General features: G+C 57.3%; 17 protein-coding genes. 4 read left to right on the top strand and 13 right to left on the bottom strand.

Annotated features, from left to right (window positions below; translation table 11 throughout):
* The first annotated feature begins 109 nt into the window (after positions 1-109).
* From ABNF92_RS01895 to pta, 3 genes are read left to right on the top strand one after another with little or no spacing between them, the layout of a single operon-like run.
* Positions 110-2521 carry an EAL domain-containing protein gene (locus ABNF92_RS01895; protein ID WP_136629534.1) on the top strand — a complete coding sequence of 804 codons (2412 nt, stop codon included), beginning with the start codon at positions 110-112 and terminating at the stop codon, positions 2519-2521.
* Positions 2522-2548: 27 nt separating this feature from the next.
* Complete coding sequence (locus tag ABNF92_RS01900; protein ID WP_349343289.1) at positions 2549-3745, top strand: acetate kinase; 1197 nt, start codon at positions 2549-2551, stop codon at positions 3743-3745.
* 27 nt (positions 3746-3772) lie between these two features.
* Positions 3773-5935 carry a phosphate acetyltransferase gene (gene pta / locus ABNF92_RS01905; protein ID WP_349343290.1) on the top strand — a complete coding sequence of 721 codons (2163 nt, stop codon included), beginning with the start codon at positions 3773-3775 and terminating at the stop codon, positions 5933-5935.
* Positions 5936-5956: 21 nt separating this feature from the next.
* Here pta and der read toward each other — a convergent pair whose 3' ends face one another.
* From der to trmJ, 13 genes are all read right to left on the bottom strand, one after another.
* Positions 5957-7378 (bottom strand): ribosome biogenesis GTPase Der, encoded by a 1422-nt coding sequence (gene der, locus ABNF92_RS01910; RefSeq protein ID WP_069184993.1) that lies wholly within the window; start codon positions 7376-7378, stop codon positions 5957-5959.
* A 9-nt stretch (positions 7379-7387) separates the two neighbouring features.
* On the bottom strand, positions 7388-8560 hold the full coding sequence (bamB, locus tag ABNF92_RS01915; RefSeq protein WP_349343291.1) for an outer membrane protein assembly factor BamB: 1173 nt from the start codon (positions 8558-8560) through the stop codon (positions 7388-7390).
* Positions 8560-9216, bottom strand: a complete 657-nt coding sequence (locus ABNF92_RS01920; protein WP_069184991.1) for a tetratricopeptide repeat protein — start codon at positions 9214-9216, stop codon at positions 8560-8562. Before ABNF92_RS01920 ends, bamB begins: the two co-directional genes overlap by 1 nt.
* Before the next feature lie 52 nt (positions 9217-9268).
* Positions 9269-10549 (bottom strand): histidine--tRNA ligase, encoded by a 1281-nt coding sequence (hisS, locus tag ABNF92_RS01925; protein ID WP_349343292.1) that lies wholly within the window; start codon positions 10547-10549, stop codon positions 9269-9271.
* Positions 10550-10598: 49 nt separating this feature from the next.
* Positions 10599-11717, bottom strand: a complete 1119-nt coding sequence (gene ispG / locus ABNF92_RS01930) for a flavodoxin-dependent (E)-4-hydroxy-3-methylbut-2-enyl-diphosphate synthase (protein WP_349343293.1) — start codon at positions 11715-11717, stop codon at positions 10599-10601.
* Between the two features lie 35 nt (positions 11718-11752).
* On the bottom strand, positions 11753-12784 hold the full coding sequence (locus ABNF92_RS01935; protein ID WP_349343294.1) for a RodZ domain-containing protein: 1032 nt from the start codon (positions 12782-12784) through the stop codon (positions 11753-11755).
* Positions 12774-13547: a type IV pilus biogenesis/stability protein PilW gene (pilW, locus tag ABNF92_RS01940; protein WP_069184987.1), complete on the bottom strand. Its 774-nt coding sequence runs from the start codon at positions 13545-13547 to the stop codon at positions 12774-12776. The genes ABNF92_RS01935 and pilW overlap by 11 nt, the downstream gene beginning before the upstream one ends.
* Positions 13548-13621: 74 nt before the next feature.
* Positions 13622-14734 (bottom strand): 23S rRNA (adenine(2503)-C(2))-methyltransferase RlmN, encoded by a 1113-nt coding sequence (gene rlmN, locus ABNF92_RS01945; RefSeq protein WP_349343295.1) that lies wholly within the window; start codon positions 14732-14734, stop codon positions 13622-13624.
* Positions 14735-14797: 63 nt separating this feature from the next.
* The gene (gene ndk, locus ABNF92_RS01950; RefSeq protein WP_069184985.1) at positions 14798-15226 is read right to left on the bottom strand and encodes a nucleoside-diphosphate kinase; all 429 of its coding nucleotides are present in this window, start codon (positions 15224-15226) and stop codon (positions 14798-14800) included.
* A gap of 68 nt (positions 15227-15294) precedes the next feature.
* On the bottom strand, positions 15295-16443 hold the full coding sequence (locus ABNF92_RS01955) for an IscS subfamily cysteine desulfurase (RefSeq protein WP_069184984.1): 1149 nt from the start codon (positions 16441-16443) through the stop codon (positions 15295-15297).
* Between the two features lie 22 nt (positions 16444-16465).
* Positions 16466-16963: a Fe-S cluster assembly transcriptional regulator IscR gene (iscR, locus tag ABNF92_RS01960; RefSeq protein ID WP_069184983.1), complete on the bottom strand. Its 498-nt coding sequence runs from the start codon at positions 16961-16963 to the stop codon at positions 16466-16468.
* A 78-nt stretch (positions 16964-17041) separates the two neighbouring features.
* Positions 17042-17815 carry a serine O-acetyltransferase gene (gene cysE / locus ABNF92_RS01965; protein ID WP_064228158.1) on the bottom strand — a complete coding sequence of 258 codons (774 nt, stop codon included), beginning with the start codon at positions 17813-17815 and terminating at the stop codon, positions 17042-17044.
* Complete coding sequence (gene trmJ, locus ABNF92_RS01970) at positions 17808-18671, bottom strand: tRNA (cytosine(32)/uridine(32)-2'-O)-methyltransferase TrmJ (protein WP_069184982.1); 864 nt, start codon at positions 18669-18671, stop codon at positions 17808-17810. The genes cysE and trmJ overlap by 8 nt, the downstream gene beginning before the upstream one ends.
* Before the next feature lie 183 nt (positions 18672-18854).
* On the opposite strand from trmJ, the gene ABNF92_RS01975 reads away from it, so the two are divergent.
* Entirely contained in the window at positions 18855-19655 is an 801-nt protein-coding gene (locus ABNF92_RS01975; RefSeq protein ID WP_349343296.1) for an inositol monophosphatase family protein, read from the top strand.
* The last annotated feature ends 57 nt before the right edge of the window (positions 19656-19712 follow it).

Below are 19712 nucleotides of genomic sequence, written 5' to 3' on the forward strand. Positions count from 1 at the left end.
CTTCGATTTTTCCTGCATTTGCAAGGCATTTGAAAGAAACTGCTGCTATAGTCGGAATCAAAGGAAGTGTCCGATCTCCTAACCGGTCTGGGTGGCTGAAGTTCAATACATGCCAAAACTGTCGACGCGTCTTCAACGTTTTCGCACAGGCTCGCCCCTGTCTTTCAGGCTGCTGGCCTGGATTCTTCTGTTCAGTTCCGCCTTTACGCTGGTGGCCTCCGCGCTTCAGATCTACTCCGATTATCGAAAAGATCTATCCCAGATCGACAATCGCATGCAGGTGGTTGAGTCTGGCTATGCCTCCAGTCTGGCGCGCAGTCTGTGGGCCCTTGACCAGAAGCTCCTGCAAACCCAGATGGAAGGCATTCTGAGCTTGCCCGATGTGGTGCATCTTCGGCTGAGAATCGAACCCGACTCCGAGCTGGTTATGGGTGAGATCCCACGGGACGCGAAAACCACTTCCCACAGCTTCAATCTGGTTCACCAGGGCGATGAAATGTTCAAACTGGGCGAGCTTACGGTGACCGCCGATCTGGACCGCGTCTACGATGAACTCAAGCGGAAGGTGGGTGTGATTCTCCTGACCCAGTTTCTCAAGACGTTTTTTGTTTCCATCCTGATCATCTGGATCTTCCAGCACTTCGTGGCACGCCATCTGACCACCATGGCGAATTACGCGCGGGAATTCTCCCTGAAAACGACTTCCAGGCCACTGACACTGGACAGGCCCAACACACCCTCAAACCGAAACGACGAGCTCGGCCGGGTTACGGACGCGATTAATCAAATGCGTGAACGGCTCAACGCGGATATGGAGCGTCAGCAAAAAGATGCGGCGGAGATCCGGAAGTTTTCCAAGGCCATCGAACAAAGCCCTTCGTCGGTTCTAATTTGTGACCGGCAGTGGCGCATCGAGTTTGCAAACCAGAAATTTACTCAGCTGACCGGCTACGATGCCTCGTCGATTGTGGGAAAACATCCCGGGGCGCTTGGAAACAACGAAATCGAAAACCGTGAAAGCCGTCATCTATGGCAATCAATTCGCTTACAAGTACAGCGGGTCGGTGTCTGGCAGGGTGAGGTGAACAGCGTGCGTCGAAACGGCGAACGTTTCTGGGAGCAACTGATCGTCACTCCGATCAAGGACGAATCCGGCAGTACGACCGGATACCTCATCCTGGGCGAGGACATCAGCATTCGCAAGCGCTATGAACAGCAGCTGCTGCGCCAGGCCAACTACGACATCCTCACTGGCCTGCCCAACCGGATGCTCGCCCTGGATCGCCTGAAGCTGGCTTTGGCCCAGGCGCGCCGGGAAAGCACCCTCGTGGGCGTGATGTTCCTCGATCTCGACAACTTCAAACACATAAACGACACCCTCGGCCACGATGCCGGCGACAACCTGTTGATTGAAGCAGCCCGTCGAATTTCCAGCTGCCTCCGCGGCACCAGTACCGTTGCCCGGCTGGGCGGTGATGAGTTTCTGGTGATCTTGCCCGGCCTGACCGGCCCAGAGGCGTCATCCCAGGTGGCAGAGCGTATTCTGAAAACCTTTTCTCCGCCCTACATTCTTAATGGCCAGGAAGTGTTCGTAACGACCAGCATCGGGATTGCGATTTTCCCAACCGACTCGGACAACAGTGGCACACTCTTGCAACACGCCGACGCAGCCATGTACCAGGCCAAGCACAAAGGCAAGAGCTCCTTTGCCCACTTTGCGCCGGAGATGACCGAAGTCTCTCACGAACGCCTGAAGATGGAGTCCAGCATGCGCAGGGCTCTGGAACTGAAGGAATTCGAACTGTATTTCCAGCCGATTGTGAATACCGATTCCGGTACGCTTTGCTCGGTGGAGGCCTTGCTGCGCTGGAATAATCCGGCCATGGGCATGGTGATGCCCGATCGATTCATTCCGCTGGCCGAGGAAACCGGCCTTATTACGCCGATCGGCGAATGGGTTCTTGAGGAAGCCTGTCGGGCCGCCGTGGGCTGGAAACAGGCCACTGGCAAAGACATTGGCATTTCCGTGAACGTCTCCCCGCGCCAGTTCCGGGATCCTGGCTTTACCGAGGCCGTGATGCACGCCCTTGCTGCCAGCGGCCTGGCACCGGAACAGTTGGAGCTTGAAATCACCGAACGACTGATTCTAGACAACTCCATTGAGACCGCCGAAATCCTGCGCCAACTGGACAAGGCCGGGATCCGCTTGTCAGTGGACGATTTTGGTACAGGCTACTCGGCACTCAGCTATCTCAAGAGCTACCCGTTTGATACGCTGAAAATTGACAAGTCCTTCGTCCAGGACGTCATGAAAGAGCCCGAGGATGCCTCACTGGTCCGGGCCATCATCAACATGGCCCATAGCCTGGGCCTGCGGGTGATTGCAGAAGGGGTGGAAGAAGAGGCCCAGACCCACTTCCTGAAAAAGGAAGGTTGCGACTTCTCACAGGGATACTTCTACAGTCGGCCTCTGCCAGCTCCGGATTTTGATGCCTGGCTGGCCAGCAATCACCGGGTATAGATTCGAAATCGTTGGAACCCCACTCCCATGGAAGACACCGTACTTGTCGTGAACTGCGGCAGCTCATCCCTGAAACTCGCCCTGTTCGATTGCCAACATAACAAGCTGGCTTCTGCCCTCGCCGAGCGCCTCGGTCAGAACGATGCGTTTGCCCATGTTGAAGGCCTGGACAAAGCCATTCCCCTGGACCCAGGCGCCAGTCACGATCAGGCGCTCAATACACTGGTTACGGTATTTCAGGATGAAGGACTGATGGCGTCGGCTCCCACGGCCGTTGGCCACCGGGTAGTTCATGGCGGCGAGACCTTCCGTGAGGCTGCGCTTATTGATGACGATGTTATCACTGCCATTGAGGACTGCGCGGGCCTTGCGCCCCTGCACAATCCGGTCAACCTGTCCGGAATTCGCGCAACCCTGGCCCGGTTTCCCGACGTGCCCCAGGCAGCGGTTTTCGACACCGCCTTTCACCAGACACTGCCCAAAAGAGCATATCTCTATGCGGTGCCGGAAGCCTGGTATCGCGATTGGGGAATTCGCCGGTACGGATTCCACGGCACCAGTCATGCGTTTATGGCATCAGAGGCTGCTAGTCGGCTGGGCAAAACACCGGCAACCATCTCGGTCATCTCGGCCCACCTGGGCAACGGGTGCAGTATTGCAGCCATCCGCGATGGGATAAGTGTGGACACCAGCATGGGCCTTACGCCGCTGGAGGGCCTGGTTATGGGAACCCGAAGCGGCGATGTCGACCCAGGCCTGTTCGACTTTCTCCGCGGCAAGGGAATCGCCGCTGACGAAGTACATCGGGTCCTGAACCAGGCAAGCGGCCTGCTGGGTCTTTCCGGCCAGACCAACGACATGCGCTCGCTCTGTGAGCTGGCAGACCATGGCCATGAGCCATCTCAAACCGCCATTGATGTGTTCTGCTTCCGCCTGGCCCGTTACATTGGCGCCATGATGGCTTCCCTGAGCCATCTGGACGCGCTCGTCTTTACTGGCGGCATCGGGGAAAACAGTGCCCGGATCCGGGCCGAAACCATTCACCACCTCAAGCTCATGGGATTTGAACTCAGCCCGGACCTCAATAATCATCATGGCGAATTCAGCGACGGCCGGATCGAAAGCGCCGACTCCCGGTTTCCCGTATTGGTCATCCCCACCAACGAGGAACTGGTTATTGCGCGGGAAGCCTCGCGGCTTGCCGGCGCTCTTACGCCCGACTGACCCATACGCATCATCAGGATTACCATCATGGCAAAGAGTCTCTTTCTCGCACCGACATCCATGGATTCAGGGCTCACGTCGGTCTGCCTCGGCCTGCTGCGCGCCCTGGAACGGGTCGGCGTGAGCGTTGGCTTTTACAAACCTTTCTGTCAGACCGTTCACCATGCCGAATCCATGCACAACGCAGGTCAGGACACCTCGGTATCCTTTGTAGGGGCCAGCAGCCATCTGAATCCACCAGATCCGATTGCGCTCAAGGAAGCGCAGCAGTTGCTCAACAGAGGCAAATCCGATTACCTGCTCGAGACAGTGGTCGGCGAATACCAGAAAGTTGCGCGCGACGTGGACGTCGTCATCATTGAGGGATTGGTCCCAGACCGCAGCGAAGCCTATATTGCCCGGCTGAACGTGGAGGTCGCCCGCAATCTGGGTTCCGAGGTCATCCTGGTGAGCACGCCCAAAAACCTGGACGCCCGGCAAATGGATGAGGAACTGGATTTTTCATCCCGCCTGTTTGCCAACCCAAGCGACCCGGATGTCATCGGCGTCATCCTGAACAAGGTGGGAGAACCAGAACACGCGGCCCTTGAACCTCGATCCAACAGCAAACACCCTACCCCGTCTGCCATCGATTACCGCGGACAGTGCAAGGTGTTCAGTGAGGGCCGCTTTCGGCTGATTGCGGAGATTCCCTGGCAGCCTGAGCTGCTTGCACCTCGCGTCTCCGACATTGCCAGAGAGCTGGGGTTACCGGTTCTCAATGAGGGGCAGATGCACGACAGGCGGGTCCAGAAGGTATCCGTGTGTGCCCGAAGCATCCGCAATATGACCGAAACCCTGAGGCCCGGCACTTTGCTGGTCACCCCGGGTGATCGGGAAGACATTGTGGTGACCACTGCTGTTGCAGCCCTGAACGGGGTCCCACTGGCTGGTTTGATGCTCACTGGCGGTCTGATGCCCGACCGGCGTGTGATCGAGCTCTGCCACCGGGCACTCGAAACGGGGCTGCCGGTGCTTGGCTCCGATGCCAATACCTATGAGACGGCCCACATGCTGGCGAATCTGTCTTCCGCCATTCCCGTTGATGACCCCAACCGGATTGAAAAAGCGATGGAGGTGGTCGCCACCCGGATAGACACCGATTGGTTGCAGCAGCACCTCAAAGTGGCCCGACAGAACAGGCTGTCCCCGCCCGCTTTCCGGTATCAGCTGTCGGAACGCGCACGGGCAGCAAACAAGCGTATCGTACTGCCGGAAGGCAGCGAGCCACGAACCGTGCAGGCCGCTATCATCTGTCATCAACGCCAGCTGGCCCGGTGTGCCCTGATCGGAAATGCCGCTGAGATCAGGCGCGTGGCGGCTTCCCAGGATCTGGAACTGCCCGAAGATATCGAAATCATTGATCCGGCTGAAGTGCGGGAGCGTTATGTCGACCCGATGGTCGAGTTGCGCAAGCATAAAGGCCTCACTCCGGACATGGCCGAAGCGATGCTCGAGGACAACGTCGTTCTCGGTACCATGATGGTGGCTCTGGACGAAGCCGATGGGCTGGTTTCAGGTGCCATCCACACAACCGCGAACACGGTCCGCCCCGCCCTTCAGCTCATCAAGACCCATGACCACGCAAAAGTGGTTTCTTCGGTGTTTTTCATGCTGCTTCCGCAACAGGTCGTGGTCTACGGGGACTGCGCCATCAACCCGGATCCGAATGCCGAGGAACTGGCAGACATCGCTATCCAGAGCGCTGAATCCGCCGAAGCCTTCGGCATCGAGCCCCTGGTCGCGATGATCAGCTACAGCACCGGGGAATCCGGCAGTGGCCAGGACGTGGACAAGGTGAGAGAAGCCACGAGGATAGCTCGTGAGCGCAGACCGGATCTTTTGATAGACGGGCCGCTTCAGTACGATGCTGCTGCCATCGAGAGCGTGGCAAGGAGCAAGGCGCCAGACAGCAAGGTAGCCGGCAAGGCCACGGTGTTCGTGTTCCCGGATCTGAATACCGGCAACACTACCTACAAGGCGGTTCAGCGCAGTGCCAATGTGGTCAGTATCGGGCCAATGCTGCAGGGTTTGCGGAAGCCGGTCAACGATCTGTCCCGGGGCGCACTGGTGGAGGATATTGTGTTTACCGTCGCCTTGACTGCGGTTCAGGCAAAGCAGGTTGAAAACGCTGAAGCGGGCCAGGGATAAACCCTGAGCCCGATCACCAAATCAGCGTTTGAGACTCTTCTGGCGCTGTTTCTTTGGACGACGGCCTTTCTTCTCGTCGTTGTCCTTCTTCACCTTCTGACGTGGGGTCAGGCGATCCACTTTACCGGCAAACGGGTTTTCACCCGATTTGAATTCAAAGCGAATTGGTGAACCGGTCACTTTCAGAACCTTCCGGAAGGTATTCTCAAGGTACCGCTTGTACGCCCCTGGCAGTGAATCCACCTGGTTACCGTGAACCACAATGACCGGCGGGTTGGACCCGCCCTGGTGGGCGTAACGGAGTTTAATTCGGCGTCCGTGCACCATGGGTGGCTGATGCTGGGCAATGGCATCCTGGAGAATGGCCGTCAGGCGGTTGGTCGGCCATTTCGCCATAGCAGACTCGTAGCAGGCTTCCACCGACTCGTACATCACACCCACGCCAGACCCGTGGAGCGCCGAAATATAGTGCTTATCAGCGTAATCCAGGAAGTCGAGGCGACGCTGCACCTGCTCCTTTACACGGGCACGGTCTTCCGGGTCCATGCCGTCCCATTTGTTGATGGCGATCACCAACGAGCGACCGGCATCAAGAACAAACCCGATCAAGTGGAGGTCCTGATCCACCAGGCCTTCCCGGGCGTCAATGACCAGGATAACCACATGGGCATCGTCAATTGCCTGCAGTGTCTTGATAATGGAGAACTTCTCCACCACTTCACTGACATTCTTGCGGCGGCGGACACCTGCGGTATCAATCAGAGTGTACTGACTGCCCTGGCGCTCGTACGGAATGTAAACGCTATCCCGGGTAGTGCCCGGCATGTCGTAAACCACGACACGTTCTTCACCGAGCATCCGATTGACCAGGGTGGACTTGCCCACATTCGGCCTGCCGACCACGCCAATGCGGATGCCGGGGTAACGATCAGCCCGATCCTCTTCCTCCCGCTCCTCCTCGGAGGGCAGCAGGATTTCGAGCATCGAACGGATACCCCGGTTGTGGGACGCGGCAATCAGGAACGTGGATTCAAAGCCCAGGCTGTAGAAATCCGATGCCGCAATGTCCGGATCCTGGCCATCGGTCTTGTTCACAACCAGATGAGCCTGCTTTCCGGACCTGCGAAGACTGTCTGCAATGAGTTCATCGCCCGCGGTCAGACCGGCACGACCGTCCACCAGAAACAGAACAATGTCAGCCTCTTCTACCGCCTGCATGGACTGACGCGCCATTTCAAGATCGAGGCCCTGCTCGTCACCGGTAAGACCACCGGTGTCTATGACGATGAAGCGCTGCCCCTCATAGCTGCCCTCACCGTATTTGCGGTCACGGGTAAGCCCCGGGAAGTCCGCAACCAGGGCATCCCTGGAACGGGTCATCTGATTAAACAATGTCGATTTGCCAACGTTGGGGCGTCCGACAAGGGCAATAACTGGGGTCATAATTGGGGATCAATCCTGCGGTTTAACCTGGAATACGGCCATCTTTCCGCTGTTGCCAAAAACCAGCAGGTTACCATTGGCAAGACGCTGTGCCGGTACGCGGATACCCTCATCGTCGAACTCCAGCTGGCCGACCAGCTTGCCGTTCTGACGGTCTATGGCGTGCAGGTAGCCTTCGAAATCGCCTACCACCAGGTAGTCTTCGTAAACCATTGGCTGGGTCAGTTGGCGCCAGGCGAGACGATCCTGGGTCCAGACTTCCCGACGGTCCGAGCCTCTCAGGGCAACAATGTCGCCATTGGCCGAGGCCAGATAGATCTCGCCGCCGCCAATCATCGGGGAATAGAGGCTGGAAGCTTTCCGGCTCCAGATTTCCTGCCCGGTACGAATATCAACGAGGGCAAGTTTACCCTGGTAACCAACCACCATGACGGCGGTTTCAATGACCAGGGGCTGCCCCGCCACATCGACCAGCCTTTCCAGCTCGGTGCGCCCCTGGGGCTGGCCCACTTCATACTGCCACATCGGTTGACCCGAGCCTGCGGCCAGGGCAATCAGTTTACCGCTGGCAAAAGAAGCTATGACCACGTCACCACCAACCAGCGGGGCTGCGGCGGCCCGCATCGAAAGGACCGGAACGGTACCGTCGTACTGCCATAACTTTTCGCCATCGGCGGCGCTGAACCCGAGAACCTTGCCATCAGTGGTCTGGGCGACAACCAGAGAGCCATTGGACTGAGGTGCGGACAACACTTCCGTCGGCAGTGGCTGGCGCCAGATTTCGGTGCCATCTTCACGGGAGAGCGCCACCAGATCAGCGTTCTCGGTGGTCAGGTAGAGATTCTCCCCATCACCGCCGAGACCAGAGAAGATGCGCTCCTCAAATTCTGATTCCCAGACAACCTTGCCGGAATCCGACGCCACGGCGTACAGCTCCCCGTCCGCCGAAGCAGCGTAGATCAGATCGCCGGTGTTCAGGGGTCCCAGGTAGAGAAAATCGCCATCATGACCGTCGCCCACGGACATGCTCCAGACTCTCTTGAATTCGGCTGTCGCCTCAATTTCAGGAACCGGAACAGGTTGTTCGAAGGTATCCGTCGTGCTACAGCCGGAAAGTGCCGCCAGAAGCGCCAGCCCCATCAGCAGTCCGCGTTTCGAAATCCTGTCGCGGAGGAGTGGCATCAGGCATCCTCCCCGACACCGAGGTCAGCCAGTTTCAGTTCCAGAATGCCACTGCGGCCCTGTTGGCTCTGTTCACGGGCAGCAAGATAGGCTTCGCGAGCGCCCTCCTTGTCGCCCTGCGCCAGCAGGATGTCGCCTCGCAGCTCGGAGTACATGGCAGCAAACGCGTCGGCATTACCGGCACCATCGATGGTGGCCAGCGCCTCTTCGTACTGGCCCGCGGAAAACTGGGCGCGAGCCAGGCGATTGCGCACCACAAGCGCCAGTGCTTCGTGCTCGCCGGTCTTGTCCAGCGCCCACTTCAGGGAATCAACAGCAGCTTCGGCATTGCCTTCCTGCATCAATTGCTGGCGTGCCAGGATCAGATTGCCGTAAACCGCATAGGCACTGTCCGTGTAATCTTCTCTCAGGGTCTGCGCCACGAAAGCGACGGTCTCGCCGCTGGTTTCATCGGCCTGGTCACTGAAGGCATTCAGCAGGTTGGCGAACTGGTTCGCTGCCTCGGTGCGCTGCTGGGCCTGATGGTTCTGCCAGGCCTGCCAGCCAAACACGATGGCCAGGGCCGCACCAATGCCGATCAGCAGGGAACTGCCGTTCTTCTTCCACCAGTCCTTGATCGCCTGGATCTGTTCTTCTTCGGTGCGCAACTCTGCCATGAGGACTCCTGTTGTCGAATTTTTGCTTTTGTATCAGTAAATTTGGTCGGATTCAGTTTGCCAGCGCCGTGGCCAGCGCAGCGGCCAACTCGTCCTGGGCCATTTCGGTCTGAGGCTCATCAGCACGCAAGGGTTTCAGTCCCGCAGTTCCATTGGCCACCTCATTCTCACCCAGAATCACTGCGTACCTGGCGCCACTCCGGTCAGCCTTCTTCATCTGGCTTTTAAAACTGCCGCCCCCGCAGTGAGAAACGATAACTCGCTCCGGCAAGGCTGCACGCAGTTTTTCAGCCAATATGAGCGCTGGCGCCAACGCCCCGTCTCCCATAGCCGTCACATACACATCGGCGTTGCTGTTCACGTAATCCGGGACCAGCCCAAGCGTTTCAAGCAGCAGGATAAGACGCTCCAGACCCATCGCAAAGCCTACGGCGACTGTCGGTTTGCCACCCAGCTGTTCGACCAGGCCATCGTATCGGCCACCGGCGCACACGGTACCCTGGGAACCGAGACTGTCGGTTATCCATTCGAAGACGGTCTTGCCGTAATAATCCAGGCCCCGAACCAACGCCGGGTTAACTGAATACGCCACGCCCGCAGCATCCAGCAACGATTTCAGACGCTCGAAATGCTCCCGGGATTCGTCATCAAGATAGTCGTCGAGGCTGGGCGCGTTTTCCAGGATCTTGCGGGTGGAAGGATCCTTGCTGTCCAGGATCCGCAAGGGATTAGACTCCAGGCGCCGCTGACTGTCTGCATCGAGGTCTGACTTGAACTGGCTCAGATACTCTACAAGGGCTGTCCGGTAAACCCGTCGAGATTCGGACGTTCCAATGGAATTGATTTCCAGACGGGTATGCTCGGCAAGTCCGAGCTCTTTCCAGAGTCTCGCGGTAAGGATCAGCAATTCGGCATCGATATCAGGACCAGTCATCCCGAAACATTCCACGCCGATCTGGTGGAATTGGCGATACCGCCCCTTTTGCGGACGTTCATGTCGGAACATGGGGCCCGTGTACCAGAGTCGACGGGTCTGGTTGAACAGGAGGCCGTGTTCCTCGGCCGCCCGGACACAACCGGCTGTACCCTCCGGACGCAAAGTCAGGCTGTCACCGTTGCGGTCTTCAAAGGTGTACATTTCCTTTTCGACAATGTCGGTGACTTCACCAATCGACCGCTTGAACAGGTCGGTCTGTTCCACGATCGGCATGCGGATTTCCTGGTAGCCATACTGGGACAGCACCCTGCGTACCGTGGATTCTACAAACTGCCATACGGGCGTCTGCTCCGGCAGGATATCGTTCATCCCGCGAATTGCCTGAATCTTTGCCAATGTTAACCCTTAAATCTGTCTGGATGGTTGTGCCCGGGAATGGAAACGATCAGTTGTCCGAACGGGCAATGATCGATTCTTCCTGTTCCTTGCGACGTGCCACTTCCTCGCGAATCAGGCGCTCCAGATCATCGGTCAACGTGGCATTGTCCAGCTTCTGGTTCGGTTTGCCCGCCATATAGAAAAGATTCTTGGGGCTGCCACCGGTCAGTCCGAGGTCGGCAACTTTGGCCTCACCCGGGCCGTTGACGATGCATCCGATGATGGCCACATCGAGGGAGTCATTCACATCCTCCAGCCGCGCTTCCAGGTCATTCATGGTATGGATGACATCGAAGTTCTGGCGGGAACAGCTCGGACAGGCAATAAAATTGATGCCCCGGCTGCGCAGGCGAAGACTCTTGAGAATATCGAACCCCACCTTGATTTCCTGCACCGGATCCGCCGCCAGTGATACGCGTATGGTGTCGCCGATGCCATCCATCAGAAGCATGCCCAGCCCAATGGAGGACTTGACGGTGCCCGAGCGCAGGCCACCGGCTTCGGTAATACCCAGATGGAGCGGCTGTTCTATCTGCTGGGCGATCTTACGGTAGGCATCCACGGTCATGAACACCTCGGAGGCTTTCAGGCTGACCTTGAAGTCCTGGAAATCATGACGGTCGAGGATATCGATATGGCGCATGGCGGATTCCACCAGCGCGTCTGCCGTGGGTTCACCGTATTTACGCTGAAGAGACTTTTCCAGGGAACCGGCGTTTACACCGATCCGAATCGGAATGTTGCCGTCCCGCGCCGCGCTGATAACAGCACTGACGCGATCATCGCGGCCGATATTGCCCGGATTGATACGTAGACAGTCTACACCCAGCTCCGCCACCCTGAGCGCGATCTTGTAATCGAAATGGATGTCGGCGACCAGTGGCAGGGATACCCGCTCCCGAATCTTTCCGAACGCCTCTGCAGCGTCCATGGAAGGCACAGAAACCCGCACGATGTCCGCACCCGCTTCCTGCAATGCCGTGATCTGGCCAACCGTGGCCTCCACGTCACAGGTGTTGGTGTTGGTCATGCTTTGCACCGCGATCGGCGCGTCGCCACCCACAGGAACATTGCCCACCATGATCTGGCGGGATTTGCGTCTGGTAATCGGGGAATCCTGTTTCATGTCTTGCTGACCGATATAGAAAATTTGATCAAGTTTCAGATTGTCAGGGTAAATTCTGACCGGTTATTGACAACCCGGTAGCCGCCGATATCCACGGGCTCACCCTGGAAACGGATGGATTCGACCGCATCGACCGCACCAATAACAACCCTGAGCGGCGCTGGTCCGGCAACATCGATCTGGTCTCCGTTCCGCTGAAGCGAATTCACCAACCGGTTACCCGCAGCATCACTGACCTGAACCCAACAATCGTCGCTGAAGCGAATCTGAAGCCGGCCTGTGTCCGCCACTTCAGAAAAGCCATTTGGATTTTCAAGAACCGGATCCGGCGTCTGAACAACCGCCGGAATCTGCTCGGTCACCGGGTCGACCGGCTCCTGAACGGAGTCTTCAACGACTGCAGTGTCTGCCGTGGCCTGAGCCTCGCCAGCATCCAGTTCAACTTGTTCTGTCGACGGCTCCTGGGGCTCTGCAACCTCAGGCTCAGATTCCACTAGTGCAGGCTCAGGCTCTTCAACGGTTGCTACAGCCTGAGGCTCGGAACGCTCTGGCTCAGCCGACGCTGTCAACTGCTCAGTCGCCCCCTGCTCTTCCTCCTCAGGCAACGCCTCAGACTCCGTTACCGCCTCCGAGGGTGCGGCATCCTGTTCAGGAAGCAGGAAGGTAAACGCCAGATAACCGGCAATACCCAGGACGACCAGAAAGAACAGGGCCTTGGCCAGCTGGCGTTTCCGACGTCTGCGGCGTTCAATATCAACCAGAGGATTGGCTTCCTGCTCCTGTTCGCGCTGTTGCCGGATTGGCTCCAGCTCCTGATCCAGATCGGCGATTACCGCATCCGCATCCAGCCCAACCTGTCTTGCATAAGCCCTGACATACCCTTTCAGAAAGAGTTCACTGTCAATCTGGCTGTAATCTCCCGACTCTATCGCCTGGATCACCGAGGGGCGCAGATGCTGCGCTGCGGCGACATCTCCGGTGCTCAAACCGGCTTTTTCCCTTGCTTTCTTTAGCTGCTGCCCTACGGGGTCCTTCATCGCTGGCTGTGGAATTTCTTCAGTTGCCATTAGAAATCAGCACCTTATATTGTTGGTATTCGACTGACTCCGGAAATTTATTTCTGAGCTGAAGTGCAAGGCTCGCTTCCTGGTCTTCATCACTGTAATAGCGGGCAATACGAATGCCGGTAAGAAGACTCTCCGGTGAGTGAACCAGACGCTGATTTCTCTGCATCATTGAAATCAGGCGCGAATAGTAACGGGCCGCATCGTCGTAGTCACCGGTCTCAACAGACACCCGTGAAAGCGCCAGCAGGGAGCGGGCATCACCCCGCGTCAGCTCAACCGCCCGGCGATAAGATGTGGCGGCAGCCTCCAGTTCTCCGAGCCGCTCCTGAGTCATGCCAAGGTTAAAGAACACCGAACCCCGGTCCTGGTAACCAGTATCCCTTGATGCAGCGCGGAACTGGTCGCGCGCATCTTCCATCCGGTTCTGGCCGAACAGGAAGGCACCGTAGTAGACTCGCGCCCTGGTATAGCCCGGATCCTCGGAAATAGCCTGTTTGAAATTGCGCTCCGCAAGCTCGGGTTCACTCTCGGCGTTGTAAACAAGACCCATAGCGGCCCTGGCTCCAGGGTCATCTGAATCGAGCTTCAACGCCCTGTCGAGGTGATGACGCGCACGCTCGAGGTTGCCCTGCCCTATATAGGCTGTAGCCAGTTTGACATAGTTATCCAGTGCTTCCTGCTTATCCGCTTCCCGTGAAAACCGACTGTCGGTGGTGGTAACGCAACCTGTAACCAGCACAGTCAGCAGCACGGCCACTAACATGGAAAAGCGTCGGTTTGCTGGTGTCGTTATCACGGGTGTCCCCTTCCTCGATTGGGCTGCAAGACGTTCCTGGTTCAGGGATTTACCTGCTGAACCTGAATATACCTCTGGCTCCGACGGGTCCTGTCTTCGACTCGCCCTACCAGCTGACCACACGCGGCATCAATGTCGTCTCCCCGGGTGGTTCGGATGGTCGTGATGTAACCGACCTCGTTCAGAACCGTCTGGAAACGACGGGTCGCATTCATGCTTGGCCGCCGGAAATCGCTTTCCGGGAACGGATTAAAGGGAATCAGGTTGATCTTGCACGGCAGATCCCTCAGTAGCACTGCCAGCTCGCGGGCATGCTCTGGCTGATCGTTCATCCCCTCGATCACGGTGTATTCGATCGTTGCCTTGCGCTTGTCCGGCAACCGGGCGAAGTAGCGCTTGGTGGCAGCCAGCAGTTCGGCTATCGGGTACTTTTTATTCAACGGAACCAGTTTGTTACGAAGTTCATCATTCGGCGCATGCAGGGAAATGGCCAGTGAAACATCGGTAACTTCCGACAGGCGGTCCAGAGCCGGCACAACACCGGATGTGCTGAGAGTAACCCGACGCTTGGAGATCCCGTAGGCCAGATCTTCCATCATGAGGTTCATGGCATCGACGACATTATCGAAATTGAGGAGGGGCTCGCCCATGCCCATCATGACCACGTTGGTTATCGGCCGATCCGGACCCGGCTCGAAAGGCATAAAGGCCTTGCGCGCGACCCACACCTGGCCGATAACTTCCGCCGCGGTAAGATTACGGTTGAATCCACGCTTGCCCGTGGAGCAGAAGGTGCAGTCCAGACTGCAACCAATCTGTGAGGAAACGCAAAGCGTGCCTCGCTCCCCGTCTGGAATCAGCACGGTCTCGACACTGTTGCCGTTGTCCATGCGCATCACCCATTTGCGGGTGCCGTCTTTGGACGTTTCGTCGTAAACCACCTCAGGACCACGGATCTCGGCAACCTGCTTCAGCTTCTCCCGCAGCGCCTTGCTCATATTGGTCATTTGATCGAAGTCATCAGCGCCACGCTGATGTATCCACTGCAACACCTGTGTGGCACGAAAACGCTTCTCTCCCAGGGATTCGAAGAAAGCTTCGAGCTTGGCTTTCGGCATCCCCAGAAGATTGGTTTTTTCAGCGGCCGCTGTCATTTCATAACCTCGATCAGATAACCAATTCGGAGGCGACCATCCGGTCGCCTCCGATCAACGCGATCAGCCCCGCGGGCAGATCTCGTTGTCATTGAAGAAATAGGCGATTTCGCGCTCTGCTGAAGCTGCGGAATCAGAGCCGTGAACGGCGTTCGCGTCGATGGAAGAGGCGAAATCGGCACGGATGGTGCCAGCATCGGCTTCCTTCGGGTTGGTCGCGCCCATCAGATCACGGTTCTTGAGGATGGCGCCCTCGCCTTCCAGGACCTGAACAACCACCGGACCGGAGGTCATGAAAGCAACCAGATCGTTAAAGAACGGACGCTCTTTGTGCTCTGCGTAGAAGCCTTCCGCCTGCTCCTGGGTGAGGTGCATCATCTTGGCAGCAACAATGTTCAGTCCCGCTTTCTCAAAGCGGCTGTAGATTTCGCCGATCACGTTTTTTGCTACCGCGTCGGGCTTGATAATCGAGAGCGTGCGCTCAGTTGCCATGGTGTTTCTCCAGTTTGTGGATGGTAAAAATTCTGGCCTGCGATTATACGCAGTCCGGGGCAAACTTCCTACCGCACTGCGCGGAGGCGGCTAACAACATCAACTATTTGCGAACTGGCAAAGGCCACGTCCTCTTCGGTGGTGAAACGGCCGAAGGAAAAACGCAGCGCCCGATGGGCCTGCTCATCACTCAGCCCAATACCACGCAAAACATAAGAAGGTTCTACTGTGGCCGAAGCGCAGGCCGAACCGGAGGAGACCGCCAGATCCCGAAGGCCCAGCATCAGGGACTCGGCATCAACGCCGTCAAAGGACAGATTCACTATACCGGGCACGCGATTGCTTTCGCTGCCGTTAAGACTGACACCGTCGAGAGACTGAAGCCCCGCCAGAAAAGACTTCCGGAGAGCCTCCAGTTTAACGATTTCTTCCTCAAGCCCGGATTGAGCCAGTGAAAACGCTTTTCCCATTCCCACAATCTGGTGGGTCGGCAAGGTTCCTGAGCGCATTCCCCGTTCATGGCCACCGCCATGGATCTGGGCTTCAATTTGCACGTCCGGGGACCGCCTCACGTAGAGAGCGCCCACCCCTTTCGGCCCATACACCTTGTGCCCGGAGAGCGCTAACAGATCTACCGGCATGGAACCAACATCAATGGCCATCTTGCCGCCGGCCTGGGCGGCGTCCACATGGAAAAGAACGCCACGCTGACGCAATTCGGCACCAATAGCGGCAATATCGTTGATCGTTCCCAGCTCGTTGTTCACCAGCATCAGGCTGACAAGCACGGTATTTTCCTGCAACGCATCCAACACCTGCTCACAACTGATGGTCCCGTCGGCTGCGGGATCCAGCCAGGTAACATCGGTCCCCTGGTGCTCCAGCCACTTGCAGGTATCGACGACAGCCTTGTGCTCAATCTTCGAGGTAATGATATGAACACCCTGCCGGCCTGCCACAGCGCCCTTGATCGCCAGGTTATCCGATTCCGTGGCGCCTGACGTCCAGACGATTTCCCGGGGGTCGGCGTGAATCAGCCCGGCAACCTGCTTGCGTGCAGCTTCCACAGCAGCTTCCGCTTGCCAACCGTAGGCGTGCGTCCGGGATGCAGGATTACCGAAAACGCCATCCAGCGTGAGGTACTTCATCATTTCATCAGCGACAGCAGGATCAACGGGCGTGGTAGCCGCGTAGTCCATATAAACGGGCTTTTTCATGGGATCCGGAAACTTGTTGGTGTCAGGCCGGCGCCTGATCAGACAGGCGTTCGGTGTTGATGGTTTCTGAGCCGTTGTCAGACTGACGGCGGTTCTGCCGGTCCGCAACCTGGCGAATTTCGTGTTTTCTCATCAGATCTCCGAGACTTATCTCGCTCAGGAACTGATGAATCTGATCACTGAGATCAGACCAGAGATGGTGGGTCAGGCATTTCTCGCCATTCTGGCAATCACCTTTATTGCCACACCGTGTTGTATCCAGCGACTCGCTGACGGCGTCGACAACTTCGGCAATATAAAGCTCAGCCGCCGGACGACTGAGTTTATAACCTCCTCCGGGGCCGCGAATACTGACAACCAGCTTCTGGCGGCGGAGACGGGAGAAAAGCTGTTCCAGGTAGGACAGTGAGATTTCCTGACGGGCCGAAATATCAGCGAGACTCACCGGCCCCTGATCTCCATGCAGAGCCAGATCAAGCATTGCCGTGACGGCATAGCGGCCTTTGGTGGTCAACTTCATAGTGTCAGCCCCGTGACGGGATTGAATCTCAAAAACGCAGCAGAGAGTATGAATTGACCAACCATTTCAGTCAAGTATTCAGCGGCGCACCTCATCGTCATCACGGACGCAATCAAAGTCCTCTTCCTGTAACGGCGGCAGCTCGCCATTCTGGTATTCACTGTTCACCTTACGCAATGCCTTGCACATGTTCTCGATGCGATCATCTACCGCATGCATGTGATCAAGCAGCGAGCGCATGGCTCTGGCAACGGGGTCTGGCATTTCCTCAGTCACACCATAGGCGTCGAAGCCCATGCGCTCTTCCATCTCCTTGCGGCGCGCATCATCCTCGCCTTTACGCTTGACGATGACTCGGCCCGGAATACCTACCACCGTTGCGCCTGCAGGTACCTCCTTTGTAACCACCGAATTCGACCCGATCTTGGCACCCTCGCCCACTTCAAAGGGCCCCAGAATCTTTGCGCCGGCACCCACAACGACGCTGTTGCCAATCGTGGGGTGGCGCTTGCCTTTGTTCCAGCTGGTTCCGCCAAGGGTAACGCCTTGATAAAGGGTAACGTCATCGCCTATAACCGTGGTCTCGCCAATGACCACGCCCATGCCATGGTCAATGAAAAACCGGCGCCCGATGGTCGCGCCCGGATGGATCTCGATGCCGGTCAGCCACCGGGCAATAGTGGAGATGGTGCGAGCAAGCCATTTCAGACCGAGGCTCCACAACCAATGGGAAAACCGATGAAAAAGCAGTGCGTGCAAGCCCGGGTAGTTGGTCAGGACCTCAAAGGTGTTCCTCGCGGCGGGATCCCGATGGAACACGCTGTTAATGTCTTCCCGCAAACGCTCAAACATGGCCATTATCCTGTTCCGTCGCCGCAGTGCCGGCCTCGGTTGATTTGCTGCTATTCTGCGTACCTGCTGCCTTCTGAACAGCAGTGAGAATACCCCTGAGAATGTTGATTTCCATCTGATCCAGTCTGGCTCGCTGGAACAGACGCCGCAAGCGCGTCATCAGTTGCCTGGGGTTCTCCCGTCGATGAAAATCCACATCAATCAGCACCTGCTCGAGGTGCCCGAAAAAGCCCTCGACATCGTGAACTTTGGCCGGCGGCACGTCCCAGCCTTCGTCCCCCGGTCTGGTCATCGACTTTAGGTATGGGCTCCCTTCACCGCCTTCAAGGCTGCGCAGATAATACATTCGCAATTCATAGCACATCACCTGAACAGCCATGGCCAGATTCAGGGAACTGTAATCCGGGTTAGACGGGATATGAATGTGGTAGTGGCAACGCTGCAGCTCGTCGTTGCTCAGACCATGATTCTCTCTTCCGAATACCAGGGCCACCGGGCCATTTTCTGCGTGGCCTGCCGCGGCCGCTGCGGCCTCAGGTGGCGCACAAACCGGCCATGGCACCTTTCTTCCCCGGGCACTTGTCCCCATCACCAGCACGCAGTCGGAAAGCGCCTCGTCCAGCGAAGACACCACATGAGCGTTATCAAGCACATCAGACGCTCCCGCCGCGCGAGCGTAGGACGCCTCATCCGGAAAAGAAGCCGGGTTAACCAGCCACAGATTGCCCAACCCCATATTTTTCATGGCTCGTGCAACAGCGCCGATGTTGCCGGAATGAGATGTCTCTACCAGAACAATCCGGATCTGATCCTGAAATGTTTCTGTCCCTTCCTGAGGAAGTGCGCTTTTGTGCATTACTAGCAGGCCCAAGGTTATTGATCAGGGCGGCAATGATAGCAGAAACCACTACCTCACTGCCCCTCCGGACAACCCCTAACCTCTGATTATCCGTGCTATTGCTGAGTCAAAAAACATACAAGCGGGGTGATCTTTTGCTATGATATCCGGCCTTCACACACCCGGATAATGAACACTCAGATGCAACCAGCTATTAAAATGGCCCTGCGCGTCGCGCGTCAGGGGTCCGATTATCTGAAAGCCCATTTCGAGCGCCAGGAACCCACCGGTAAGGACGACTCAGAACGCCGTCGGCAGCTGGAGCGGGTTGAGCAGTCTATTTACGATAACTTTGCCGAGCAGCTCGAAAAGGCCTACAAGGACCACAGCATCGCGCCATTGAACGAAGCGAATGCCGGAACCAGCGACAAAAGCTGGCATATTTTCCCGGTCCTGGGGCGTGAGAATTTCCTGAGGGGCATTCCGGAGTTTGCTCTGGCATTGTCCCAGAAGAAGAATAACCGTACCGAAAACCTGCTGCTGGTGAACCCCGTTACCGGCGAGGAATATTCCGCCAGCCGTGGCCACGGCGCCGCCTTGAATAGCCGCCGGGTACGTGCGTCGGAAATCAAACTGCCTGAAAATGCCGCGATTGCAACCAATCTGCTGGACCAGGCCCGCAAGAGCGAAGATCCGATGCTCTGGGGCGAAATGGCCGCGGTACTGGCACGGGATTCTGGCATCTTCCGCACGTCAGGCTGTGTGGTCCTTGATATTGCCCGAGTTTCAGCGGGCCTGATGGATGCGGCGATCATTTTCCGCCCCGAGGCGACCGATCTGGATCTGGGCGTCACACTCGCCATGGAATCCGGCGCACTGACCGGCGACTTCTCCGGCAACCCGTCTACCGGCAATGCCCGCCAGCTGGTAGTGGCAAACCCGAAACTGTTCCGGGAAGTTCTGAAAGTACTGCACCCGTTCCGGGGCCGGCTGCCACGCTAAAGCGCCAGGCTTTTCCGGACACAAAAAAACCGCCAACATCATGTGGCGGTTTTTTTA

It is taken from the genome of Marinobacter sp. MMG032, assembly GCF_040112695.1.
Classification (GTDB): Bacteria; Pseudomonadota; Gammaproteobacteria; order Pseudomonadales; family Oleiphilaceae; genus Marinobacter; species Marinobacter salsuginis.